Here is a 26,056-nt window from a genome sequence, read left to right as displayed (position 1 = left end):
GATTGTGGATAACTTCTCGGGAGAAGAACCAATGGAAATCCACAGAGACGTAGACGGAGTCAACTACATCACCATCGTGGACAAAAGCGGTCTCGTGCATCCGAGAACTATTCCGCCGGTGTTTCCGTCGGCTGCGGAAACAGACGTTTTTTTGAAAGGTTTACTTCCCTACGCATCACGCAGCACGAGCTATAACAGTCAGCTTCTCGAAGTGGAGATGCTGAAGCGCCTTATTGTGTTAATTGGCAAAACTGGGGTGCAAACAATCCCGACAACCGAATCTTCATGGCAAGATTTGATTGATTCTTGCTATACACACAATCTTTCCGATAGGACGATTCGACTGAATAAGCGAACCGAACTTTGGGCGTGGCATCACAGGAAACAGTTTGAGTACCTTCGCGACATCCAAAACATCGTTCCGCCCGCAGTCGATATCCCCCCACGAAAGGGATTTCGCAAGCCTCGAAAATTTGGTAGCACCCAAAAGACCGTAAATACCCCATCGCGCTCAGCAGCAGACGTCGAATCGCCATCGGGCGAGTTGTTAGTTAACATTGACATCAGCAGAAAGGATGCCGCCTACCTCGACGCGGTAAAGACGTCGCTTATCGATTCAATGAGCGACGTCGAAGCAGACCTCATCACATATGTGAAGGCCATGGCCGAACATTTCGCATATGGTGAGAAGCTGCTTGCGCTTTGCAGTGAGGGAGATTGGCGGGCGATTCAGGAAAAGTACGACCGGGTTCAGACGAATATGCACGACTCGCCGTACAACGCCGTGCGCAATGCTCTAGAGTGTGATGCTTTAGAACAGAGGACCTTACCGGGCAGTACGGAAATCTCGCTCGCCCGAATTCTCCGGTCCTATCAAGACACCCGCACTGTAATTTCATTTAGAACAGCGTTTCAGAAGAGCCCGTGGCTACCTTCTTTCCAGCAGCTTAAGCTACCGGGCTCTTGTCCAGCCGCCCCTACGCCGCAATTTTCCATAACTCGGCGCTTTGCTTGGATGTGCGGGCACATAAATGTGACCGACCTCACTGTCGTCCATGCATTACTTCTGATACGAAATCCAAGTTTTAACGCCTTACCGCTTTTCGATGGTGTCATCCGTGACAAGCATGACCGCAGCATGTTTGAACTTGTCGTTGATGGAATCGCTTTTTCCGTTGACAAGAGACGAGTAGCCTCTCTAAAGAAACACACACTCGATGAAGTCAGCCAGTTCGCCGTCGACACATTGCTAAAAATGACGGCTGCGGCACGGTCATTGATGGCCAAGAACAATGCGCTTCGTGACCGTCTATTCTTTCAGCAGGACTGCCGGGGTGCAAGAGCCGTTCACTATACGTCACTGTACGCCTTTGCCGGTGAAGGTGACCATGCGCGTCGCATTCATGCGTTCTTACCCAAAGTCGCCTCAAACGATGCAATTGTCCACATAAATCCGGCGCGATTGCGAGCCAGCATTGCGGTTATCGAATGGTTCAGGACGGGCTCTGTAACCGCTGCCGCACATAAGCTCAACAACACAACTGAAGTGGTGTTGAAGAATTACATTCCCGAAGTACTTATCCACGCCTGGAACACGCGCTTAATACGTCGTTTCCATAATTTGACTTTGTGCGTCGCCACAGCGCACGAGAGCTATCTCCTCGCAAGCACTGATTTCCAGTCCGTAGACGAACTTCAAGCGTTCATCAGCGACATGCTAAATCAGCACGCAGCGTCGAGCAGCAAACTCGCAGAACTTCTCCACGCCGAATTCGGTGCCACTGAAGATGATTCGCAAGAAGACTCCACGGACACTGCTGACAGTAGCTTAGTTATACCAATTAGCCCCGAAACGCTTACGGCATTGTATGCCTTCAGGGACAACATCTACATGACCGGATTCCACTCATCTGAACACCGCGTGGAACATAACGGTGTGCTGCCTTCCTCTGTAGTGGTAGACCTCGCTGACTTGCTATGTGCCCGTCTGCCCACACACGAAAATCAAACTTACCGGCGCGTTCACGAGCAAGCGATGTCGAGAGCGCCTGATTTTCTAAGACATATCGACGCTAATAGCCGGATGACCATAAGTCCTCTGGAGCCGTGCAATGGCTAAAAAGCGGTCGCTAACTCAATCCACTGCCGAAGAAGAGGCGGCGATAGAGGCTCTCTTGGAGGACTTGCGAAGCCAAAGACGCCAAGAGCGTCGTAATTGGACCGCTTCGTGGTTACTGACAGACCTACATGCCATTACGTGGAAATTGCGCACGTCTGAGACAATCCTAGTGAATAACGAGTGGCAGAGCACTCTCAACGTATGCTGGAACGAAAAACTAGCAAATGGCACCCTTCTTTCCGCACCAAGCAACGACAACTACCGTCATTTTCTTCAAAAGACTGCCTTTCTTCTCCGAGAAAATTCAATACTGGATATCAGGGCAAACAGCTCGTTTTTGACCGAAATATACAATCTTAAAACGCTTACCAACTGGGTCTACAGATACGCAGGCAGATATCAGCCAGCTTCCGAATTGTTGAACCGGCTCGATGCAAGAGCTATAAAGAATTTTTTAAAAGACTACGGGACGGGAGCAGCGTTCGAAACTGGAGGGTATCCACTTCGATTCCTTAGTTTAATTGATATCGAAAAGAAGATTCTCGAAAAAACATCGCAAAAAATAGAAAATCCTTACGAACTTCCAGCGCCATATATTGATGCGCTATGCCGAGAACTGCGCACGAAGGGATTCTATCGTCGAACGCCGCCCGGAGGCGTCAATTCCGAACTCGAACATTTGGACAGAATCAAACTATCGAATCTTCTGAGTTGCGACGTTAAGGAATTCAAAAGCCCGCGAGCCATCGCCTTTTTTCGTCAATTCGAACCCGATTATATTGCACGTTTTGGTCCACTTTGCGTTAGAGTGGCCCCGCTTTTTCGAGAATACCCATCTCATCGAACGAGCACCATTTCCGAGGCCCTTTGCTCAAAGACTGCGCAATCCTCGGTTATTCGCATGACAACCACAATCAATGCGGTTATTCAACTTAAAGAGCGCCCAGAAAACTTTGCCCCGAGCATCGGGGCCGAGGAGCTCAGTACAGTTTCCGGAAAATTCATCGCCGATGCCCAGATTATGGGAAATACACCTTGGATACCAGTCGAAGCATCGATGATTTATTTAGATGAATCTATCCGGTGGATTCTCACTTATGGACCTCATCTCGTTGAGTTGTACGCGAAAGGTTTGCAAAAATTTTCAGAAAAATTATGGCTGGGTAAAGCATCAGACTACGCAAGAAGCAAAAGAGAGAGGTGGCTGAGGGAAAATATTCCTAACGAACTTTCTCCCCTAAATATTACCGGCTGGGGTCCCAATGGCGCATTAGTAGAATCAAATGCAAGCCAATATTTTGGACTGTCGAATGCAATGGAGGTTCTCTTAGGCGCATGCCTTTATTTAGTCACCAATCTATTGCCATCAAGAGTTGGCGAGGTTTCCTATCTGGAAAAGAATTGCCTAAGCTTTGCAACCGGTGATGGCTACTGGATAACCAAACCACGCGAGAAGGCCGGTGAAGAGGGCGAGCGAAACGTTCTCGACCTTCCCATCCCAAAAATCGTCGCGACTACAATCCGCCTCCTGTCGCGAATCAGCGATGAAACGAAAGAGTTCGCTGCCGACTACTCTGCTTTAGAGGGGCATTTTCTCCTTTATCTTCCGAATTTCTTCTCGGTCGACTCATTAGCATTCAGCCACAAAAAGAAGGCTCATATCAACTATGCGCTCGACAAATTCTGCGACTTTGTCCGACTTCCCCCGGATGAATTGGCGCGACGTTGGTACGTGCGTGTTCATGAAAACAGGAAGTCATTTTTACTTTCCTTCGTTTGGTACTTCAAATACGCGTCCCTCGACGCCGCGCGATGGCTTGCAGGCCATGGAAACGAGCAACAGATTCTCGCATACATATTGATGGAATTCCCGCATGTATCCATCTCGGAGTTAGAGGCCGACTACCTAGCCAAGGCTCTTTGGAATCTGTCCGCTTCCCGGAAAAATCTCGGAGAAATCAAAAACATCGAGGATTTATACGACCGGGTCTGTGCACATTTTAAAGTGCGAGAAATCAGCGATGTTGATTTCGACCAACTCAACGATTGGTTAGAGCTACGCGTTGCAGACGAGTCACTGGCGATTGAAGTAGTCAACATCACAACGCAACTTGGACATAAACGCGTCGCCTTTCGCGTGAAATTCCGTAAGCGCTCGAAAGCGTCTGCCGCTGATACGAGAAGCAAATCATGAGTAAGCACGTTCCAACGGCACAGGCAGTGGCCAGCACGACAGCGCTTTGGCTGCTCTTAAAACAAGCACTTTCAACGCCGGCCGAAGCACCACCGGCGCTGGTCATAGCCTGCGCTACGCAGGTTACTTTGTCACGTTACAAGAATGCAAGCAAAGAGATTTTTCCTTTAGCACTAAATACGCTCAAGAGTGCGGCTGCAACTGCGGTCCAACCCGGCGGTTGGGACGAGTTAGAGTCGCTCCGCAAGAGGGTCGCGCGACTGCGCACAAGTTGGTCGCCAAAGCTTAAGCGCACTCGCGGCATCCGAGAGAAATTAGAGCAAACGGATGCAGAGAATGCAGAGCTTAAGCGAAAAGTTCAAAACCTCCTACGCGGCAGAAGTACTCTGTTATCAGCGTATATGGATACCATCGAGATACTACGCGTACACGCGCACCTCTCACCAGCACTCGTGGCACGTCTGAGCGAACACGAAGCGATTTTCAATATTCGGACCCTTTCAAATGTGGGCGGGCAAGATGGCAACTAATCGAACCTTCGATACCTCCGGGAACTCTTCGGAGCATCAACTTTTTGACGTCGTTAATAACGTTTCCATACCATCATTTTCAGCTATCGACGCATGCAGCGGAAACTATGAAGCACCGATATGTGAAAATCACACGTCGATGGTTTATATGTTCTGGCCGGATGGAACACCGTGCGTAGAGATGGACCTCTATCTATCAAGCCTCGTCGACTCGGGATACAAGCTGGATAGACGAGGGGGCTCTGTTCGCCAAGAAGCCGTCAAGCTCACGTCAATTGTTCGATATGCCTTTTCTAAAAATAAGAATCTTTGGGAACTTCGGTCTAGTGATTACGCAGATATGTTGCATAGACTTTTAAACGAGAGAGATGGAGTCACCGAAAAACCAGTGAGGGAAGCCAACGAGGTTATAGCGATTTCAGAGGCGGGAATTAGATTCTTCAACTGGCTACAGACAAACCTTCTCCCATTGCGTTCCATCGTTGACGTCGCGGGGCAACCGCATCAAATACTACTTAAGGAGCACAAGGTTGTTGATGCCAAAAAGCATACACGTGTCTACAGAACTTTTGCCTTGAATCCATCGCGGTCCTCACCGAGACAAAAGACCCCGATGCCTACCGACGGCGTCAATAAGCTTCAGACAGCGGCCAGCCAAATCGGAGACCCGGATAAGCAACCAGCTCGCTACCGCCAAAGGTTTAAAACGCAGGAGGATTTTCTGGCTACCATAACCTTTCGGATGAGAACTTTACAGCTTGTGCTCAAACTGATGACTGCGTTGGCTTGCCGTCCAGGCGAGCTCGCGCAGATGTCAATGAGTTTGAATCTTGAATCAATGCTCAACGAAAAGAGTGTGATTTTAGATACAGAAAAGCGAGAAGACGGTGCACAGCGAAAAATCCCCGTGCCAATGAGCATCATCATCGACATCGAAGTATACATCAAAAAGTATCGTGCGGAACTTGTCACTAGACTTCAAAAATCAGGCGATTACAAACCCAACGACTCGTTGTTTATCAACACCTTCGGACGTCCACTTTTAAAAGAAACGTTGACCTCTGATTTTCGCCGATTATGCTTAAAAGCAAATTTAAAGTATAGGAGTTGTCTGAGCATGTATCGCCATCGCGGCATCACAAACTTGGTTGCGCTACATTTTGGAGAATTTCTCGGGGGCGCTAACGAAGCAGTAATCTTGACAATGACTGATGCCAATTATTCAACTCTGCTTCAGAAGGTCGCCGCTATAACCGGGCATAAGCATTGGGAAAGTCTCACCCCCTATATTCATCTCGCGTGGAAAGAGCTTGGTGCGTTCGATGCTATCGAGGCTTCGATTAAGCTCAACATGATGATGGAGACCATAGTCCAGGACCTCGCTCCCTCAATCGACGTGATAGCGAAGGCAAATCCAGCAGAGCAGTTACAGTATCTTCGCGAAAGACTTCATTGGTTCAATGCTGCAACGAAGGAAATGAAGGAACTTGTAGATGCATGTCGGTACGCGAAAGCAAATGTATCACCCTCACTGCGGAAGGAGGTTCAACTGTAGTCCACGAAAGCACGGTCGAGTTGGTGGCGTGCGTCACCCAATTGCAACAAAGAGCGCTCGAATCTGTAGTAATTTGCAGAGAAAAAGTGTGCGCAAAACGCATTAGCGTATAGGAAAGGAGGTGAAGCGGATACATCAAAAGGCTTGTTACGTAGCGGCAGCAAGCCTCGCATTCCATAAGATTTCCAGGTCAACATCCTCGCTGTCAGGCTGCTTAGTCTTTTCTAGCCGGTCCACCTGGATGACCATTGCCAAATCAAACGCCGTACCCGTGACGACGCAACAGCCTTTCGCCAGACTTGGAATGAGGCTCCGCGACAAACTGTCCAACGTCGTAATGGTATTGTCTATGAGAAACAAATCACGGTCATTGACGAGGCGATGGATAAAGAAATTGTGGAGTTGCGAAACGATGGTCGGCGAGATGTCCGCAGGACGTTGGCTCGAAATCGTCAGAAAAACACCAAATTTTCGTCCTTCCTTAATGACTTCCTCAAAGAGTTCAAGGCGATAATCTTTCCAGCTCTCGTGCTCCCGAGCTGACTGCTGAGAGAGAATATTATGGGCCTCGTCAATGATGAGATGGATGGTCTTGTCAGGGGGATTAGCAACACTATCTCTATGTGCGTTGTAGTAGTGCTTTGCAATCAAGAGCGGGAGCACCTTCTTGATTTCGCTATTGCAGCGCCTCATCGAGATGACGGTTAGAAGCCTGTCCTCTGGCTGGTCAGCGCCCACGCGAATTACCCGTCGAAGGCTGTTCAAGGACGATTCGATTCGCTTTAACAGCGGCTGAATGTGCTCAAACTGCACGTAACCGCTTATGAGGTCGCCTATAAGCTGCAGGTTCGCACGAAGCACTAACTGGTCGAATGCATCTAGCTGAGAGGCGTCGATTGCATCAATTGTGGGGAAGAGATGCCTCGTATAGTTGCCGCCGTCGCTATCAAAATAGACCCCTGCGCGAGTGAAGCGGCCCCTCGTCGTGTGCCACGATACGCTCTTGAGCATGTCGACGAGTGCGGTGTATTTCAGTAGTCTCGCCACATTGCGCATCAGGTCCAGAGTGGCGGCTTTACACTCTCCAGCGCAGAACGCCTCGCGAAACTTTGCCTTGGCGTAGGTCGACAACGAACCAGCATTTGCCTCGAATCTGCGTTTCCCCTCTATCAATCGATTTAGGAAGGGCCGTTGCGTATTTTGCGTCGCCTGGAACAACAGCGATAGAGTCTCCGCGTTCCAAAACTCGTGCTCATGCAGCGGAAACTTGCCACCTTCAGCCGCAGGGCCCGCACCGGGCGCTGCACGTGTACTGAGTTGAAAGACCGTCTTCGACTCCGGTGCGGTCATTTGCCCACCGGTGTATTCGCCGTTGAAATCAAGAATCACAAAACGGCTCTTATTGCCGATTGCGGCAGCCTTCTGCTCGAATAGTGCGGTGTATAGCTTTGTCAGTGTATTGGATTTCCCACTCCCGGTGTTACCGAACACACCAATATGCGTGTTGAACAGCCGTTGCCACGGGAGTCCGATTGCGATACCTTCCTTCAGCAGCCTACCGATGGTGAAGGCGTTGCCGCTATCCCGCCCGAAAATCTCCGCGATACGTTCTTCCTGCAACAGAAACGCCGGGTCTCGTATCATCGGCAGGTATTTGATACCTTGCTGGAATGCGTTCTGATGAAAGTAGCCTATCGGCCTCGCGTCGACCTTTCTGATATAGGTTACCTTCCCACCTTCGCCTTCGACCCGACTTTCGTCGAGGTACTCGCCTTCGATGACACAGATGATGTCCCGGAACCCGCGCTGGACCGCAATGTACTCGCGAATTGAGACGCCCTTAAACTTCTCTCCCGCGTAGAAGAGGGTCTCCTTGCTCGAATCTTCGTCAATTTTGAGCGTGATTTTCACGCCGGTCACTGCTATGACCTCACCAACACGTATGCTCATGCTGCGGGTCCACCATTTACTAACGGCGCAACGGGCGCGACGGCGTCGTTGGCAGCCGGGAGCAGCACTTCTACGACCGATGGCGCATCCAGTGAAAAAACCTGTTCATTAAACGCGGTGAAGTCCATCGAGCCGTCGTCCAACGCCAAGCAACGGACGTTTCGGAATCCGCCGAACTCTGCTTGCAGTTTGTCTTTTGAGCGCTTGCTAAAGCAGCAAACGTAGACCTGAAGATGCGGATTCGAGAGTGAACGTTTCACCAGATTCAAGATATGCTCATCAGCGAACGAGAAGCCGAACGTGATAAGCACTGCGTTCGGCTTCTCCAGCTCGTAGCTCAGCATTCGAAGCATCTGATAGTAATGTTCTTCGAACACGGTCTCGTGAAACTTCCACTTGGTCGGGTTCACAATCGGCAGGCTTTGATACTCTGCCATGAATGTGTCGAGCTCGAGTTGTGAGAATTCCGGTGGCGCTAGCTGCGCCAGAGTTGCCTGTGGATTGGTCAATGACGCCGAAAACGCGGCCAGCCTATTCTGGGCGTCCTGGTCAAGCAGGCCAGCACTTGATTGTCGGTCGTAGTCAACTACGATATTGGCGCTGTCCTTTTCCCAATAGACTGAGCCATGTACATGCACCAAGTTGATTTGAGGAACGCTGGTCTGGTGCCGCTCAAACACTCCGGTCTGACACAGGTAAGTATTGAAATTGCGCGCTTGAAGATATCGACGCCGGAAGCCCCTCGCACCGTCATTCAGCAGAAAGTCAATGTTGCCTTCCCTGAGAATTTCGTCGGCGATGAGCGGGAAACATCCATCGTAGTTCGTGGTGAACAGGTTGCAGCGTCGTTCGAGCGCCTTACGACGCTGAAGTATCTGCAGAACCGTTTTCATGAACGTGCGATAGTTGGCAACGACTTTCTCGCGTGTTTCATCTCCAGCGGCCGACTCAACATTGAACACTTGTGCCGGGCGAATGCAAGTGTTGTAGTAATGCATGAATAATGGGACATAGCGTTGGTCGCCCGTAGCCTCGAAGTGCGTAGCGAGTTCTTCGAGCGTCCAGGGCATGCCTTGCTCGTTCCTAATCTGAAGCGCAAGGGTTGGAAACAATCCTGAGGACGCGCCGGCACCGAAGAGGAAATTCAAGTCCTTGTCGTACACGTCGCTCGGCGATATCGTCTCTTGCACTTTCCCCTCCTACTGCCCCGTTGTTTTTCCGATATATTACCTGCCAGCGCCCCAGTGGAAGTGGTCATCCAGCAAAGCTCGTAACGTCATGCATAAGGCATAAAATGAAATTGTCGGCGTCGTCCGGTGCTGCTCTCGAAACGTCCGGGCCGACTCATCCGGTAACGTTGACCACCATATGTTCCAGGGTATTCAACGGGCTAGACGTACGCGAAGCCAGAAGATGATTCATTTCGTGCTCCGTTGTTACTTTCTATGACCTACAGTTTTAGTACGTGCAGTCGATGAGCAGTGGGCTCACGAGCGCAGTAGCGGTGGACGCCTCCGCACAGGAAGCGGAGATTGCTGCCAGACAACCAGCTACGGTTTCGTCGGGCACCAGCTTCCGAGTACGCCGTTTCCTGCTATCGACATCGGCCCACCTATCGCAATAGAACCACATGACGAGGTAGATACCAGTCGATGCGCCAACAGCCTTCATGTAGTTGTCGCGCAACTGAGAGGCCGGCGCTGTAAGTAGTTCGTCGTTCCAGCATCCTTTAACCTCGATTACCAGCCTCAACACGTCGCCGCCCCCCTTCCGGAAGAGTGCTCGCGAGACTTCAATCAAGATATCAGTTCGTTCCCCGACTCCTTTGGGATTGTGAGCTCTGACCTGCACCTCTCGATTTACAATCGCACCTCGATACTCAAGTCGTCTACGAAGTTCCGAAGCCAACCAATCGCAAAGACGTGGTTCATGCTTCGGTTCACCCGATTTTTCGTCCCAGAGAAAATATGCGAGCGGTTGCGCAGACCGTGCTGAAATCGAATTTGCTATGGCTTGCAGCTCTTCAATCACCGTCGCGTGGAGTTCCTCTTCGGTTCGGACAACCCTTGAGGCGGACCGGCTAACCACCGCAGCTACCTCGTTCAATTCGAATGGAATCCACGCGTCACGGGCGGCCTTTTGTTCGGCGTGGTGCGCCGCAGATGCAATCCAAGGAAGCTCGGGGTGGCGTGAGAAAATTCTCTCCAAAGCCGCAATACTAGGTACATCCGCCTTCTCGCGAAGGCTGAAGATGCAGCACTTGCGAAATTCCTGGATATGGTGGCGTCGCGTAACAGGACCATTCGTCGGTAAGTCTTCAGAGCTAGGATAACTCTCCTCAAGAATCTCAAAAATCTGTTCGGTTACGGCTGCCTCTACAAGAAGCAAGGGATACGCTTGAGAAGATGCCATGAGCTGTCCCTCTGCAGCGAACGATGCCACGGCCTTTGCGTCGCGGCAAAGGCGTGGCCAAACTACATCAATGAATTTCCTCGGTGCGCTTTGAGCTAGCAATTCAAGGCATTTTGAGGAAAAGTGTGTAGCAAGGTCTTGCAATGTGCTCAATCTAGTAACCAGCAACTCGAGAGCGGCAGAACTATTTCGCTTGAGCAGGTATGTGCATAGCGTGAAGAAGCCCTCTCCGTCTGGCAGTGAGGGCAGCGTTTGTTCAAGCCGAGCAAGTAGCGCCGCTGGCATGAACTCATCGGCAAAGTCTGGCATCCGGGGCGAATCGTGGGTGATGTACCGCACGCATACTGCCAGCAATACCGGCAGTACGGACCCTGAGTCGAATTCGTAGCCTTCCTCAAGAAGCTCATTGACCACAGACCGAGGCTGGCCGTCCCTGTTATATCGCGCCAACCCACGTGACCATTTGACTGCCAATTCAAGGAAATCGCTCGTTCTGTCGCCCGGCCTCGACCACAGCAGAACTAGTGCGGCGATGCCTCCGTCCTCGTAGGTATTTCCCTGATTTGGAGTTAGCTCAGTCGCAACTGGAGCACTGTCATGAAGATACCGACAGGCAACGGCCGCAAGCCGCGAGTGCGTCTCGACATCCAGCTTTGTCCATAGAGGCAGCTTCGTGACCTCATCGAAAAAGCTCGGAAATCCCCCAAATTCTCCTTCGTGGCAGAGATAGGACAGGATATTCAACCACTGCCATGATTCGCCACCTTCCGCGCGCTGTAGCGCGGCATAGAGCAAGTCCACCGACATCTCTCCGGAAGAAGACGACTTCCTTTCGGCGAACTCCCGCGCCATCGAAGCCGAATTCCGGAGCGTTTCGGCCAAAGGCGAATCAAGCGGAATCGCGGCCAAGCTTCCGCCCACTACCTCTGCAAGCAACTGGTCAAGTGGGTCCGCGTCCGGACCGGCAGCATTCAGCACCCACTCCCTTACGATTCCATCGCTCTCAAACAAGTATCCAAGCATGAGATTTGCGAGAATTCTTTGGGTGCTTTCTGTTCCGACCTCACGTTCATAAGCTTCTATGAGGTACGCACCATCGGCATCCGTCAGCAGGCCAGTTCCTGAACGAAGGGTCGATGCTGCGAACGCCTCGTTTCCAGATGCAGCGACCAGCATTGCCTCGAACATGCGTAGTCGGCGCTCACGGTGTCTTTCCAGTTCAAGGCCAGAATCGAAGCGCCTATTCTGTCGTTCGGCGGATAGCCTATGATGCTTGGATACCGCGAGCCATGCCGCCTCGCCGAATTCAACCCAACCGTCGTCGAACTGAATTACAGCAGATGCCGTCTTGCTGAACATGTGGAAAACAAACTCTTCCCATGAATAGTCGAGGCGCTCAGGCGCGAGCTGATGCCTCAGCCATCTAATCAACGGAACGATATCGCTTTGCACAATATCCGCGTTCTCCATCCTGCGCATGCCACTAGCATACGCGCCCGCGTAATGAGGGTTCTTCTCTCCCTCAAGATGCGAAATAAGTGAACCAACGGAAGCGTTTGCGTCCAGCGCACAATGCAATGCTATCCCTTTCAGTTCGTCGTCGACGTCACTTTCATGGCTTCCTTTCATCATGGGAAGCAGGCAGCACTTCAGTTCTGACGAGCCCGCATCGCGAACTGCGTTTGCGGCGTGCTGTCGGACCTCGTAGTTCTCCGACTCGTTGAGTGCAATGTCAACTAGCTCTGCTATTTCATTCACAAGCCCCGACGCTGACGCAACGTCTGCCGCAAACTGACGCAGCGCACAGACCTCCTCCCGGTTCGCGACGATTGCCCGGAGTTTTTCACGCAGTCCCGGGTGCGCCAGCCTTCCATATGAGCGAATCAAGCTCAGCTCGTAGATGGGAAACTTGTAGCGCCTTACCAGGTCAGCTAATTCCTCAAACGCGCTGGCTATCCCCTCGTCATCCGCCATGGGGACGCTACTATCGAAGATGAATGCAGGGTCGCTCCCAAGGAGGAACTCGAGAATCTGACGATTCCCGTGGGTCATCCAACCCGCGAACTCGCGCAGTTGCTGGACGAGCCGCCCTGTTCCGTCCGGAAGTGTTAGCAACCTGGTCACTTTTTCGACCGACAAACCGAGAGAGTCGACAAAGCGAGCGGCCAGAAACTCGGCGTATGTGCGGTGCGCGAATGTAAACACGCCGCTGGATTTCGTGACAAATAGTCCCGACTGCAGAATTTCATCACAATGTTCCCTGCCCGGATGCCATTCGTTGTCGTGGAAAAGGAGCGGAATCGAGTTTAGTTGTTCAGCGCTTAAGCAGGCTGTCTCCCCTTGCGGCACCTCGCCATCGCCATCAAGAACGAAATCCGTACAGTTCGTCAGCAACGCGCAGGTCGCCAGCAGGCCTGCGAGCTGCAATCGCTGGTGCGTATTGGGAAGCGCGAGAACCCCGTCGTCAAGACGACGCTTGCTCTCTCGAAGTAGCGCGCTGCACCCTCTTTCGTAGAGGTCCCATCTCGTTGTCGAAAATTCAGCCTCGTCTTCGAATTGCGATATGAGGAACTTCAAACCTAGAGGCTGTAGCGAAAGCCCGTACGCTCGCGAGTGCAGGAGCGCCTTGAAGAAGTCCAGTTCGTCTATGCGGTGCTCGCGTAACCGTTCGCAAACCTGTTCGCGAGAATGTGGAGCAATTTCGAAGATGCCGACATCCTCTTGGCCTTTCCAGTGCGCTCGCAACATTTCTTCGAAAGTCGTAGGCCATGCTGGCGTGCGACATGCGATGAAAATGCGCAACGCGGAGGGCGTCACGTCATAAAGCACATTCTCGAGAACAGCTTCAGCGCGCTTGATATTGACGCGACATTCATCGAGCGCGTCCAGCAGTAGGACCGTCGCGGCGTTGTCGTCAATGCAGTCTTTCAGGATACGCCGAAGCGCTGCTTCGAGCGTCCCCGGTTGGGCGTACCTTCCCAAGTCTAAGAACTGCACGGCGCGGTCACAAGACGTCTCTAGATGCTTTTTAAGCCAATCCAGCTCAAAAGACTTTCCTGAGCCTGGTTCGCCGAGCAGGACCGTAACAGGCGAAACGTAAACAAGTTCGGCGGTCGTGCGCAGTTGTGGATTCGAAAACTCTCGCCAGTGTTTCGTCGCGTGTATCGTAAACCCATGTTCATCGACGTGTATCGGCTCACTCCGAGGTACCCAGAATCGTCCCCACTCTTGGGAGTTCGCATCTCTAACCATAGCTTTACTCGTTAGTACGCGGTTCCAATTAGCCGATGGCTCCTAGCAGCCGTGGCTGACAGTTTGCTCGAGGTTCCGACAGTTCGCTGAAGCGTCTGCTTGTTTCCGTAAGTCCGATTTACGCACATTCCCGACGAACAGTGGAAGGCCATCGCACAGTGGCGATTTCCGGGCTGCCGCTCGCGTGAACATTTCATATAGGGCGCATATGCCGCGAGCACCATTCGTTTGCCCTTCGCTGTCGTGGATACTTTCCAGGGTCTACGAATGGAGTCCGACGAATGGCACGGCGGCTCGAACGACAGCAACTTCGCGAGGCGGCTGTCGTTGTTCTCACCGGTGACAGTTCGGTCCGAAATACTGTGTTTTGGTTGGCCCATGGCTCTCGCCTAGGCTCCAACCCAGGCTGTCGAAAGTGATTCCGCCTGGGACAACACAGTGTCCGTTGCTTCTTCTTGTCGGTCCGGTGGGTACTTATAGCGTTTGAGCAGCGTCTTGACCATGACTCGCAACCTAGCTCGTACGGTCTCCCGCTTTGCCCAATCGACCGTGACTGAAGCGCGAAGCTTCACAACCAGCTCGACCGCGATTTTCTTCAAGGTTTCATCACCCAACGCGCGCACAGCGGCTTCGTTGGTCGCCAACGCATCGTAGAAAGCCATTTCATCGGGGCTCAGGCCGAGCTCAATGCCGCGTTGGGCTTCGGCCTGGAACTTTTTCGCCATAGCAATCAGCTCTTCGATGACCTGCGCAGTCTCTACGGCACGGTTGCGATACCGCGTCAGGCTCTGTTGCAGTAGCTCCGAGAACTTCGCACTCTGTACGACGTTAGTCTTGAACCGCGACTTGATTTGGTCTTTCAGCAGACGCTCCAGCAGCTCAACGGCCAAGTTGCGTTGCTGCATGTGCCTCACGTCTTCGAGAAAGCCGTCCGAGAGCACACTGATGTCAGGCCGCTTCAAGCCGGCAGCAGAGAAGATATCAATGACCTGGTCGCTAACCACGGCTCTACTAATGATTTGCCGCAGCGCGTGTTCTTTCTGCTCGTCCGTCAACGTCTTGTCCGCGCCGTCATGCTTGATTAGCGCTGCCTTCACGGCTTGAAGGAAGGCCAGCTCGTCGCGATAGGCAAGCGCTTCCTCAAGCGTGCAGCACAGTGCGAACGCCTTGCTTGCGGCGAGCACGGTGTCAGCGAACCGTTTCTTGCCGTCATCCTGGCCGAGGACATGGTTCGCCACGGCTGGCAGTAGTTGCCATGCTTGGGTGCGGAACCCCGCGTAATCGACGCCGTGCAGCATGTCGTGCAGTACGTCCATCTTTTCGGCCAGGATAGCCAAGGCCTCGTGGGCGTCAATGGTAGGTCTGCCGCGCCCCTGGGCCTGGGTGTACGTGGCAAGCGCTGCTTTCAGCTCGTTTGCAATGCCGATGTAGTCGACCACCAGACCGCCAGGTTTGTCTTTGAAAACCCGGTTCACTCGTGCGATAGCCTGCATCAGGTTGTGCCCGCGCATCGGCTTGTCGATATACATCGTGTGCATGCACGGCGCATCGAAGCCGGTCAACCACATATCACGGACAATAACGAGCTTGAACTGGTCGGTTGGGTCCTTGAAGCGCTTTTCGAGGTCGTCGCGTACCTTCTTCGCGTAAATGTGCGGCTTGAGTAATGCCTTGTCGGACGCGGAACCGGTCATCACAATCTTGATGGCACCCCGTGTCGGGTCATCGCTGTGCCATTCCGGGCGAAGCTGCGTAATCGCGTTATAGAGATGCACGCAGATGTCGCGGCTCATCGCGACAATCATCGCCTTGCCGTCCATAACGGTCTGACGACTCTCAAAATGGCTGACAATGTCGGCGGCGATTTTCTGGATGCGCGGCGGTGCGCCAACAATTTTCTCCAGCGCAGCCCAGCGGCGCAGCGTCGCGACTTTGGCCTCGTCGCTTTCCTCATCCTCGGTCAGCTCATCTACCTCGTCATCGAGTGCGCTGGCGTCTTCCTCTTTGAGCTCCAAGCTCGCGAGCCGGCTTTCGTAGTAAATGGGCACCGTAGCACCATCCTTTACAGCCTGCTCGATGTCGTAGATATGCACGTAGTCGCCAAACACGGCTCGGGTGTCGCGGTCATCAAGCGATACTGGCGTGCCGGTAAATGCGACGAAGGTAGCCTCCGGCAGCGCGTCGCGCAGATACTGCGCGTAGCCGTAGCGGACAACCGAGCCATCGCCCTTGCCGTCCGTATTCGGCAGGCGGGCGTCGAAACCGTACTGGCTTCGGTGGGCCTCGTCGCAAATCACGACGATATTGCGGCGGTCGGACAGCAAGGGGAACGTGTCTTCGTCAGCGCCGGGCGTGAACTTCTGGATAGTCGTGAAGATGATGCCGCCCGATGGGCGGTTTGCCAGAAGGCGGCGCAACTCGGGCCGGGTGTCGGCCTGGACGGGGGTTTCGCGCAGCAGTTCTTTCGCGCCTGCGAATACCCCGAATAGCTGGTTGTCGAGGTCGTTGCGGTCGGTCACGACCACGAGAGTTGGGTTCCTCATGGCTTCATGGGCCATCAATGCACCGGCCAAGCAGGTCATTTCGATGCTCTTGCCCGCGCCTTGCGTGTGCCAGACAACACCGCCCTTGCGGGAGCCACCGGGAGCTGAGGCGTGCAACACGCTTTGCACGACCGCTCGCACGGCGTGGAACTGGTGGTAGGCCGAGACTTTCTTGACGGGCTGGCCGTCGTCCTCGAACAGGATGAAGTGGTGCAGGTATTCGAGCAGGTAGTCGCGACGAAAAAGGCCACGCGTCAGTGTCTCCAGCTCGTGCATCGCGCCGAGCGGGTCAGTCTCGTGGCCGTCGATGGTCCGCCAGGCCAGGAAACGTTCCTTGTTCGACGTGAGCGAGCCCATGCGGGCGGTGGTGCCGTCGGAGATGACTTCAAGCGCGTTGGCGTTGAACAGGTCGGAAATGTCTTGGTGGTACGCCTGGAGCTGGTTCCATGCAGCCCAAATGTCGGCGTTCTCGTCGCCGGGGTTTTTCAGCTCTACCACGACAATCGGCAGACCGTTGAGGTATAGCACGACATCCGGGCGGCGAAGCTGTTTCGGTCCCTGTATGGCGAGCTGGTTGACTGCGAGCCAGTCGTTCGCGCTGATGTCGGTGAAATCGACTAGGCGTACGCGGTCGCCACGTGTTTCGCCGTCCTTCTGGAACTCGACCGGCACGCCGTCGACAAGCCAGCGGTGGAGCTGGCGATTGGCGTTGACGAGGCCGGGCACGTTTGGATTCAGCACATGGCGCAGCGCGTCGTCGCGGGCAACAGCGGGAATGCGCGGATTCAGCTTCGCGATGGCGGCTGCCAGGCGGTGGCGCAGTGACACGTCGCGATAGGTATCGCGTTCCGTGCCGGGCGTCTTGGCATCGGGAGGCGAAATGTCCGCGCCATGAGCGGTCTGCCAGCCGAGGGCGGCCAGCCATTCGAGCATTGCCTGTTCGACTGCGTCCTCGGTGATTCCGCTCATGCCAACGCCTCGTTCACTTGAGCCTCCGCTTCGGGGAGGCGAAGTTTGCCGGAGATTAAGTGGGGGAGAAGCGTATTGCGCAGTTCGACCAAGCTATCTTCATGGATTTCGTTTTCCCCGATGCGAGCCAGCAGCACATTTGCCGTTTCAGTGTATCGTTCAACTACTTCCCGCGCGGGCAATAACGCCGGTTGAGCATGCACGTGGTTACGATTCAGTGTCGGTACCGCCGAACCTGCATTCAATCTCTTCAAATCTAGGGTTTTCAAGAGCTGATACGCGTAAGCCGGGGTTGCAACCTTGAATTGCTTGACCCAAAGAGACGTGTTCAGTGGCCAAAAGTCGCGCTGGACGAAATACACATTGCCGATTACACCGCTTCGGCCAGTTGTGACGCCCGGCGCACTACCCATTGACTGGCTGTGGCTGCCACTCGGTCCGCTTGCAGCAAGAACGGGATATGGACCTTCCTCTCGCTGCTGTGCTGGCAAATCGAATCCACGTTGTAAAACCAGAAGGTCATCAACAACGCCGACAGCCCACCCTTTCGGAACCTGCCCCAACGTTGAATCCTCGAACGAAACCGGGAAAAGCACTGCGGTTTCCGCATCCATGCCTTCAGGCTCGCGGCCTTCGGCTTTCGCTCGCACCGGGTCGAAGTCGATGAACCAGCTTTTGTATAGCGCTTGGGCGATGGACTCGAGCGTTGCGTTAGTTTGGCGCAGCAGGTCGATACGGTCGTCAAGCGAGCCAAGTACATCTGCAATCCCTCGTTGAGTCTCGAGCGGCGGGAGTGCAATGTGGAAAGCCTTAACCTCCGGAAAGTAAATCGTCTGGTGCGTCGTTCCCGAGGCAAATCGCAGGAAACTTCCCCGCTCCCCAAGCAGCACGTATTTCAAGAATCGGTGGTCCAGCATAGGGCCGCAGACCCAGTTCACAAAATCCTGACTTGTCGCCATAGGTGTGCCCATGACGACGACATAGCCAACTGATGCAGTGCGAGAAAGGCAAACTGTATTCGCAGGCAGAATGCGCGCTGATGAATTTCTAATCCCAAGCTCGTTCGTGTACTGAAGCGTCTTGTAGAGCGTGCCACCATGATTGCCAGTGGCATCGCGAATCCCAATCCACGGGACATCTCCACCCCAGTACTCGGGATGCTTGCGGCTCGGCGTATGTCCAGTTTCTAGCCTTGCAACATCGGTGAGCAATTGCCAGCCCCACCCGTCCGGCAGGGCCGACCCCGGGTTTCCTACCGAGATGGCGCAGTCACCAGGTATTACACCGGTAGTAGCTGCTCGCCCCCCCGTGCGTGACTCCAAAGAGCGTTCAGACCGCATAGCCCATCCTCCCGAGCTTTTCGCGAATCACAGCATCCAGTTCAGCCCCCTTCGCCATCTGCTCGGCAAGCTGCGAGGTCAGGCGTTCCATCTTCTCGCCAAACGCCTCGTCGTCATCTTCCGCTTCTTCCGCGCCCACATAGCGGCCCGGCGTAAGCACGTGACCATGCCCAGCAATCTCGGCCAGATTCACTGACCGGCAGAAGCCCGGCATATCCGCATACGACTCGTTGGTGCCATCCTCGCCATCGGCACGCCAGCGATGCACCGTCGCAGCAATCTTCGCAATGTCTTCGTCATCAAACACGCGCACTACACGTGATTCCATGCGCCCGAGCTTGCGCGCATCAATTAACAGCACTTCACCTCGTCGGTCACGTCCCGGCTTGGCACCTGCAATCGGCGTACCGCTCTTATCTTTAGCGAGAAACCACAGGCAAGCCGGAATCTGCGTGTTTAGGAACAGTTGAGGCGGCAGGGCGACCATGACGTCCACCACATCGGCCTCAACCATGGCGCGGCGAATGTCACCTTCGCTGTTTTGATTACTGCTCATGCTTCCGTTGGCGAGCACCACGCCGGCCTGACCGCGCGGGCTTAGGTGGTGCAGGATGTGCTGGAGCCACGCGTAGTTCGCGTTACCGGCCGGAGGCGTGCCATGCGCCCAGCGCCGGTCATCAGCCAGGCGTTCACCACCCCAGTCGCTAATATTGAACGGCGGGTTCGCGAGCACGTAGTCCGCACGCAAGTCCGGATGTTGGTCTCGGTGGAACGTATCGGCGGGCTCTTTGCCGAGGTCTGCCGCGAAGCCACGAATCGCCAAATTCATCGCCACCAGACGCCACGTGGTTGGATTGGCTTCCTGGCCGTAGATGCTGATGTCGTCCGCGCGCCCACCGTGGGACTCGATGAACTTCTCGCTCTGCACGAACATGCCGCCCGAGCCACAGCACGGGTCATACACACGCCCTTGATGGGGTGCCAGCACCTCAACCAGTACGCGAACCACCGAGGCGGGCGTGTAGAACTGCCCGCCCTTCTTGCCTTCGGCGGTAGCGAACTGACCGAGGAAATATTCGTACACCTCGCCCAACAGGTCCTTCGCGTGGTGGCCTTCGCCGAAGCCAATCTTGGAAATTAGGTCAACCAGCTCGCCGAGCTTGCCGGGTTCGAGCTGAGTGCGACCGAAACGTTTGTCGAGAATGCCCTTCAAGCGCGGATTGTCGGCTTCGATGGCTTCCAGCGCGGCATCAATCCGAACGCCAATGTCGGCTTGCTTTGCCTGCGCGCGCAGTGCCTCCCAGCGTGCCGCCGCAGGCACCCAGAAGACGTTTGCCATTGTGTAATAGTCGCGCTCTTCCAGAGCGTCTGCACGGTCCACCGACTCGGGCAAGTAGAGGTCGCCGCCCTCGTCTGCGAATGCGGCGGCAAGCTGCGCACGACGCTCATCAAATGCATCTGAAATATATTTGAGGAAAATCAGGCCGAGGACAATGTGTTTGTACTCTGCGGCATCCATGGAAGCGCGCAGCTTGTCGGCTGCCGCCCAAAGGGTCTTTTTTAGGTCTTGGTTCATTTGACGCCGAATGACGGAGCAAAGTTAAGATGATACTCGCGCCGACCCAGAATCCGGCCTAATTCAGTTCGGTTCGGCGGGTGAAAGGGCCGTGCGACGCGTCAGCACCTCTTGCCCGGCGCTCCGCACGCCTACGGCAAATTGTCCGGCGGAGTGAAGCAACTTCTTTAAAGTTATGCCAGGAACCGAATTTGTTGCGGCGCAGTATGCAACCGCGCAGCGCCTGCGTTGCCACATTCATGTAGGCGCTGCGGCTTTGGCATGCATTGTTCAATTGTCCATCTGCACCAGTTGCACTCCGGCCGCGAGAGCGCTGGCGTGAGCCAAAGGACAACTCCGAGGTAGGTAATGCAGAATTCCTCCGGCAGGCAGCTTCTTCGATTGCTGCCGCAGCCGTAAAAGCTGGGCGCGTATGTTAGCGGTAGCCTCAACGCGCTCTACCGCTCTGGCTCTAATCGAACTGGCTAGAATACTTGAAACGGCCCTGATACAGAGCTCTCGAACCAGCAAGGGTTCGAGCGTTAGCGCTAGTAATAATTGGTCGCGCATTACGCCGACGACCGCACTTATGGACCGCGTACAATAGCTGAAGAAGAGCGGCGTCTAAGGTCGCGCCTAGTTAGTAGGCGTCAATCAGGACGGCATCTCGCCAACCGGTTTTTCGAACGCTCTACGTTTTCCCTGCCCTAGCAATCAATCCGTCCGCTCTCAAATCACGGAGGTCCACGGGAGCCGAACGCGCGCCTGTCCCCTAGGCCGTTGGAAAGAATTACGAGGAAGCGAACCGGACGGTCGGCCGCACCCCGAGAGTCGCAGTATGGCGATGTGTCCAGCGGCACGGCGTGCCCAACTGGCGCGCGCCGGACGACAGCGGAATTCCGTTGTTTCCGTGCGTTCGGGAGATTTGACGGGGTGCACAACTGTCACCGCCTCGCATGCAAGTTCGCGCCGTACAGCCGCCGTCATCGCGTCGACCTATCGCCGACAGGAATACACCTCGGGGGCGTGTGGAAGCGATTAAAACCGAAACGGATTGTCAGCGATTTTGAAGCCCTCGATGGTCTCATCGAACTCTAGCTGTAGCGCGTAAGCGAGTAAGACTGCGGCCACAGCGTCAACAAATGCTGGAAGAGTCCCGGCGTCGGTCATTACGTCTGCCTGTGTCTTCAAGAAAGAAACGAGCATATCGCGATTCGCTTTGCATATGGAGGCTGCATTTCGCACAGCGCGCCCGCTTCTGCTCATCATGGCTCGGACTTGTTCCTTGCGAAGCTTCTCGATTCCTGCTTCGACCCGAGGCGGGTTTCGAGGGCGCAGATGATAGCCGAACTTATACAACATCTGCACTATCGATTCGACCAGTACCCCTCCGTTCTGGTCGCCGCCTCCGAATGCAGGTGCTTTCAGCTTGCAGACGGCGAGCAGTGCATCTCGATTCGCATCGCAAACCGTTGCAGCCTGCTGCAAAACGAGGCCTGCTTTACTCCGCTGAAGTACGATTTCTTCCGTGGTTAGTTTTTCGTCGTTCATTTGTAATTATTCAATCAGTAGAGACTCCGCTCCAAAAGAGCGCTCGGACTCTAACATATGCGCCCGACCAACTGAGCACCGCCAGGTCGGATTCCTGATTTCGTCTTATTCTGCCCCGAAGACTGGGGCGCTCTGGCATCGAACCGACTGTTCGCGTTTCGGTCAGCCATTTGAGGACTAAATCCACTCTCGGCGATACCGGCGTGGACTATACTTGACGAATGGGACCGACCTTACTACGAGCATCGATTGGCAGCCTGACCGGCGATTAGTCCCATATTTTCACTTCATCACGCCACGCTATCATGAACTCCGTCAAGGTGCCGGGTTTCGTATTGCTCGGCACACAGAACAATGAAGCGGGAGGCAGGGGGTTCGTCTACCGCCCAGTCCGCCTGCTGCTTCGGCTCAATCACCCTTCAAGCATCGAAGGGGTCGCTGAGCGATGTACTGCCGATGACTTAGAACGAGTCGCATTAATGGCCTCGCCGTCTAGCTGTTCACAAGGTCACCATCACCTACGGAGACTTGTTCCTCGGCTCTGGAAAGTTTTTGTTTGACGACAAAGAGGAAGACGACCTGCCGCATATTCTGAGCATTGACCACTTGGACCAATTGGTCGAGGCAGTCAGCTTGTGTCAGAGCACCTTTGACGATTTCTTTGCTGAGTTTAGACGACGACAAGGTGTCGCTGCGGAACGGCTCTTCTCGCCTTCTCAGTTGCTTGATATCGCGCCCTTCAAGCTCGCACATCGTCCTCGTCATCATGCGGAAACGTTCGACCGATTCTTCTGCCGCCTAGCTGGGAAATTTGGCCTTGCCCCGGATACTGTTGCTCGATTGCAATTAAATTACAACGAATAGTATGCCGCCCAACGTCGGTTGGAAGTAAGTCGGCTCGTTCGGAGCAACGTTATGCTTCACGGCATGAACTTCGGCGGCTTTGAACCATGCTCGCCGTTTTGGCATTTCGCAACGACCGAGCGTCCTGCAACGAACACATCGGGCGTTTACGACGAACTAGGCCGTAATGTTCAGTTTGAAGAGGAACTTCTGAATGAGGCAGCTGCCGGCCGGTGACGTTCGGACTTGCGCGCGTTGCGACGTCGCCTTACAGTTACCGGACAGCCCAGGAGGGAGCATGGCAGAATCAACCGTGACATCTAAAGGGCAAACCACGGTTCCTGCAGAAGTGAGAGCGGCGCTTAAAGCCAAACCGGGCACTCGCCTCCGTTGGCATGTGACGCCAGACGGCGATGTCATCGTGCGCGCGAAAAGCCTGTCGATTCTCGACCTGGCAGGGTCGGTGAAGGCAGACAGGCACGTGGACATCGAGGATATGAATTTTTCGGGGAGTTGATGGCATTTCCGGATATGAAAGTGCTCATCCGCGACGACGATAGTCAGTTTGAACAAGCACCCCCCATCCAACAAACCGCTTCGCGATTCGTCCGTCACCGAACAAAGGGTGGTGACGTAATTTACTCATGTTCACTGCCGCCGGGCGTTCCACGCATCGGAAGCTCCGAAGCCTCGACGTCATAGAGGCCGAGCCGTTCGGACTCGCTCATTAGGGCTTCGAGTGCCGCTTTCTGTTCTGCACGCATCTTTGCACGGTATTCCGTCAACGCGACAATCGGAATCCATTGAACACCGCCCTCGCCAACTCGACCTGAAATTTTGTCGTCTCTGATGAGCGACTTCACATATGAGCGCGATAGGGTGAGCAGCCGTGCGGCGGCCTCGAGGGTCACCTCCTCACAGTTGGCTGTCACCTGACTTCGCTCCTGACAATCAGGAATCAGCTCGCGCGACACATTTCGCCATGGTTTTCCGTTGCCGAGCCCTCTGGCGAACGTGTTGAACACATACTCGGCATCGACGCTATGCCCGCTCGGACCAACGAGCTGGTAGATTCGCCCACTTAGTGTCTGCGCAGTACGGGTCGCCTTATCCAGGTGAACGATTTTTGTGCTGACGCGTCCGTTAGAAGTTTCCAGGCTGTAACCAACGAAATGCCGCGCACCGTCAGCGGTCTCGCGTATCGACCAATGCGCGAGCCAGACGATTTCGGCACCCTCTCCAGCGAGCTCCAGGTAAATGGACATTCTTTCTCCCCTCAACGTCGGTCCCAATTACAACCGAGTCTCAACTACAACTCAGCATTCCCCCTCGCCCTACGTCGCTGCTCGAATTGTTCGTCTAGAATCGCCTGCTTGAGCGCCCGACCAATCTCGGCACTCCCCGTTGTCATCAATTCAACGTAGCGACGTGGAGTTAGCTCCGCTACGACATGAGCAAGACCAAGGTCGATTGCTACAGACAGCTGTTTTTTAAGCTGTCCGCTCGGTCTGCTCTTAGACATCGAGGCAGGACCTTCGTCACGCTTAGCCTTCCTGTGCGCGATAGTTCTCGGCGTCATCATTAGGAGCTTTCGTGAAGAAGCGCTGTAGGCGGTCGCGGAATTGCTCGACGACTGCACTGTCGCCTAATCCGACATCGGTTTGGCAATTTACGAGCCTAAGCCGGTGCGCTTCGAATCCGTCTGTTCGGTCGTCGACCGCTAACCATTCCAGCGGCGCATTCCGTTTCACATAATCGAGAATTTGCTCTCCGCGTGAAAGCACCGGCCACAAGAGCGAATTAAACGTGCATCCGTCGAAGGTCGCGCCCGAGATACGGTCTCTCAGACCCTGCGAAGGAATAGCGGCTCGTGTGAACTCGGTGCCCAGTACCAGCGACCAGTCGCTAGAAATGATGATTTCGACCTCAGGATACGGAGATAGCAAATCGTCGAGCACCGACGCAAATTCGAATAACTTTATGTCGGGGGCGCTGCTCATTACGCGGTTTCCAGCGCGACGAGCGATACCTCGATGAAGCACTCCATCAATATCAAGGAAGAGGACATGTCGCATTTGTCTACGTGCCGTAAAGTTGGTTATCCAAATTGCTCTGCAAGTCGAGCGCACATCAACTTCTGAGTCTCCGGGTCGCCAAGACCCAGACTCTCGTCGCACCGGACGACGTGAGACAGATGTTCATCGAAACCGATGATTTCATCGTCAATTGCGAGCCATCTCGTCAGACGATGAGTCAGGACATAGCGCAAAATCTGAGTCCCGCGCGCCTTCGATGCCCACGTTCCGGCGTCGAAATACCTCGAGTGATATGTCGCACCGACCACGCGCTTACCTAATGCTCCCGGCAACGCCTTTTTCGCTCGCTGGTAGCCTAATTGGTGTACCCACGACGTCGAAAGAACGATTTCCACGCGACTGTGTGGGGCAAGGAATTCCACGAGAATCGGGGCAAATTCGAAAAGCTGGACGGCCGGAGAGATACTGGTGATGCCTCTCCGGGCGCGAACGGCCCCAAAGTGGTGAAGCACTCCGTCGAAATCCAGAAATAAGACCTGTCGATTCCGCTCCGTTTTCCTGATGCTGTCGACTTTTCCGTTCATAGCGGCCGCTGAATGTCAGCTTCCGTCTGACCCGTATCATTCGGTTCACGCTCGGCATCGCTGGCGCTTGCCACACGAGCGGCAATGTTTGCCAATTGATTCAGGCTCAACGGCGCATCTACATCGACGTAAGTGCTGATGGCCCCTAGATGCTTGCTCTCATCCCAAAGCACACCGTTGCCGTCCCCGAAAAAAAGGATGCACATGTCCGTGTCCGGAAGCTCACTGACCGCTGTTACGCGCCGAACCGCAATGTCTCCATCAACTTTCTTGGAACAGAGATACACAGCGGGCGTATCGCAGTTCGCTGTCGCCAGCAAAGTTAGAACGCTGTCGAGCGTGTGTGCAATAAAGGCGTTCTCGTTCCCTGGGGCGTCACCAGTCTTTCCGTCGTAGCGCACATGAAAAAAAGCGTCATCTGAGACTCTAACTGGCAAGAGACTCCGCTGTGCTTTGGTTGTGCACTGTTCGGTCATGCCACCTTCTTCCATCATTTAACTCCTACATTGTTGTGGCTATCCATAGTGCCGCCTCCTGTCAGGCCGCACACGTTGGTCTTGCTGTGCGTAAAGATGCGTATGAGACCGGCGACCAGCAAACGCTGGTCGCCGTAGCGCTGGGTT

At 54.3% G+C, this 26,056-nt stretch carries 17 protein-coding genes; 6 read left to right on the top strand and 11 right to left on the bottom strand.

Annotation, left to right across the window (positions count from 1 at the left end; all coding sequences use genetic code 11):
* Positions 1-31: 31 nt before the first annotated feature.
* The 4 genes from OKW27_RS08300 to OKW27_RS08285 are packed head-to-tail and all read left to right on the top strand — an operon-like array spanning position 32 to position 6,398.
* Positions 32-2,119: a hypothetical protein gene (locus tag OKW27_RS08300; protein ID WP_429333177.1), complete on the top strand. Its 2,088-nt coding sequence runs from the start codon at positions 32-34 to the stop codon at positions 2,117-2,119.
* Complete coding sequence (locus OKW27_RS08295; RefSeq protein ID WP_429333176.1) at positions 2,112-4,313, top strand: hypothetical protein; 2,202 nt, start codon at positions 2,112-2,114, stop codon at positions 4,311-4,313. The genes OKW27_RS08300 and OKW27_RS08295 overlap by 8 nt, the downstream gene beginning before the upstream one ends.
* Positions 4,310-4,843 (top strand): hypothetical protein, encoded by a 534-nt coding sequence (locus OKW27_RS08290; protein WP_429333175.1) that lies wholly within the window; start codon positions 4,310-4,312, stop codon positions 4,841-4,843. Before OKW27_RS08295 ends, OKW27_RS08290 begins: the two co-directional genes overlap by 4 nt.
* The gene (locus OKW27_RS08285) at positions 4,818-6,398 is read left to right on the top strand and encodes a hypothetical protein (RefSeq protein ID WP_429333174.1); all 1,581 of its coding nucleotides are present in this window, start codon (positions 4,818-4,820) and stop codon (positions 6,396-6,398) included. Before OKW27_RS08290 ends, OKW27_RS08285 begins: the two co-directional genes overlap by 26 nt.
* Before the next feature lie 147 nt (positions 6,399-6,545).
* Here OKW27_RS08285 and OKW27_RS08280 read toward each other — a convergent pair whose 3' ends face one another.
* From OKW27_RS08280 to OKW27_RS08250, 7 genes are all read right to left on the bottom strand, one after another.
* Complete coding sequence (locus OKW27_RS08280; RefSeq protein WP_429333173.1) at positions 6,546-8,348, bottom strand: ATP-binding protein; 1,803 nt, start codon at positions 8,346-8,348, stop codon at positions 6,546-6,548.
* Positions 8,345-9,538 carry a hypothetical protein gene (locus tag OKW27_RS08275; protein ID WP_429333172.1) on the bottom strand — a complete coding sequence of 398 codons (1,194 nt, stop codon included), beginning with the start codon at positions 9,536-9,538 and terminating at the stop codon, positions 8,345-8,347. The genes OKW27_RS08280 and OKW27_RS08275 overlap by 4 nt, the downstream gene beginning before the upstream one ends.
* A gap of 268 nt (positions 9,539-9,806) precedes the next feature.
* Positions 9,807-14,012, bottom strand: coding sequence for an NACHT domain-containing protein (locus tag OKW27_RS08270; protein ID WP_429333171.1), 4,206 nt, complete (start codon positions 14,010-14,012; stop codon positions 9,807-9,809).
* Positions 14,013-14,401: 389 nt separating this feature from the next.
* On the bottom strand, positions 14,402-17,524 hold the full coding sequence (locus tag OKW27_RS08265; RefSeq protein ID WP_429333170.1) for a type I restriction endonuclease subunit R: 3,123 nt from the start codon (positions 17,522-17,524) through the stop codon (positions 14,402-14,404).
* Positions 17,521-18,735: a restriction endonuclease subunit S gene (locus OKW27_RS08260; protein WP_429333169.1), complete on the bottom strand. Its 1,215-nt coding sequence runs from the start codon at positions 18,733-18,735 to the stop codon at positions 17,521-17,523. Before OKW27_RS08260 ends, OKW27_RS08265 begins: the two co-directional genes overlap by 4 nt.
* Positions 18,736-18,853: 118 nt before the next feature.
* Positions 18,854-20,440: an N-6 DNA methylase gene (locus OKW27_RS08255; RefSeq protein WP_429333168.1), complete on the bottom strand. Its 1,587-nt coding sequence runs from the start codon at positions 20,438-20,440 to the stop codon at positions 18,854-18,856.
* Between the two features lie 1,017 nt (positions 20,441-21,457).
* The gene (locus OKW27_RS08250) at positions 21,458-21,970 is read right to left on the bottom strand and encodes a hypothetical protein (protein WP_429333167.1); all 513 of its coding nucleotides are present in this window, start codon (positions 21,968-21,970) and stop codon (positions 21,458-21,460) included.
* A 552-nt stretch (positions 21,971-22,522) separates the two neighbouring features.
* On the opposite strand from OKW27_RS08250, the gene OKW27_RS08245 reads away from it, so the two are divergent.
* Positions 22,523-22,834 (top strand): hypothetical protein, encoded by a 312-nt coding sequence (locus tag OKW27_RS08245; protein ID WP_429333166.1) that lies wholly within the window; start codon positions 22,523-22,525, stop codon positions 22,832-22,834.
* 277 nt (positions 22,835-23,111) lie between these two features.
* On the top strand, positions 23,112-23,330 hold the full coding sequence (locus tag OKW27_RS08240) for an AbrB/MazE/SpoVT family DNA-binding domain-containing protein (protein WP_429333165.1): 219 nt from the start codon (positions 23,112-23,114) through the stop codon (positions 23,328-23,330).
* A gap of 121 nt (positions 23,331-23,451) precedes the next feature.
* Here OKW27_RS08240 and OKW27_RS08235 read toward each other — a convergent pair whose 3' ends face one another.
* The 4 genes from OKW27_RS08235 to OKW27_RS08220 all read right to left on the bottom strand — a co-directional run bounded on the left by OKW27_RS08235 (position 23,452) and on the right by OKW27_RS08220 (position 25,927).
* Positions 23,452-24,078 (bottom strand): hypothetical protein, encoded by a 627-nt coding sequence (locus OKW27_RS08235; protein ID WP_429333164.1) that lies wholly within the window; start codon positions 24,076-24,078, stop codon positions 23,452-23,454.
* 279 nt (positions 24,079-24,357) lie between these two features.
* On the bottom strand, positions 24,358-24,888 hold the full coding sequence (locus OKW27_RS08230; RefSeq protein ID WP_429333163.1) for an HAD domain-containing protein: 531 nt from the start codon (positions 24,886-24,888) through the stop codon (positions 24,358-24,360).
* A gap of 23 nt (positions 24,889-24,911) precedes the next feature.
* The gene (locus OKW27_RS08225; protein WP_429333162.1) at positions 24,912-25,433 is read right to left on the bottom strand and encodes an HAD domain-containing protein; all 522 of its coding nucleotides are present in this window, start codon (positions 25,431-25,433) and stop codon (positions 24,912-24,914) included.
* The gene (locus tag OKW27_RS08220) at positions 25,430-25,927 is read right to left on the bottom strand and encodes a hypothetical protein (RefSeq protein WP_429333161.1); all 498 of its coding nucleotides are present in this window, start codon (positions 25,925-25,927) and stop codon (positions 25,430-25,432) included. The genes OKW27_RS08225 and OKW27_RS08220 overlap by 4 nt, the downstream gene beginning before the upstream one ends.
* Between the last annotated feature and the right edge of the window lie 129 nt (positions 25,928-26,056).

It is taken from the genome of Paraburkholderia sp. 35.1 (assembly GCF_050436525.1).
GTDB classification, from domain to species: domain Bacteria; phylum Pseudomonadota; class Gammaproteobacteria; order Burkholderiales; family Burkholderiaceae; genus Paraburkholderia; species Paraburkholderia tuberum.
The sequence above is the reverse complement of the archived record's forward strand: the minus strand, read 5'-3'. Positions and strand labels throughout refer to the sequence as shown.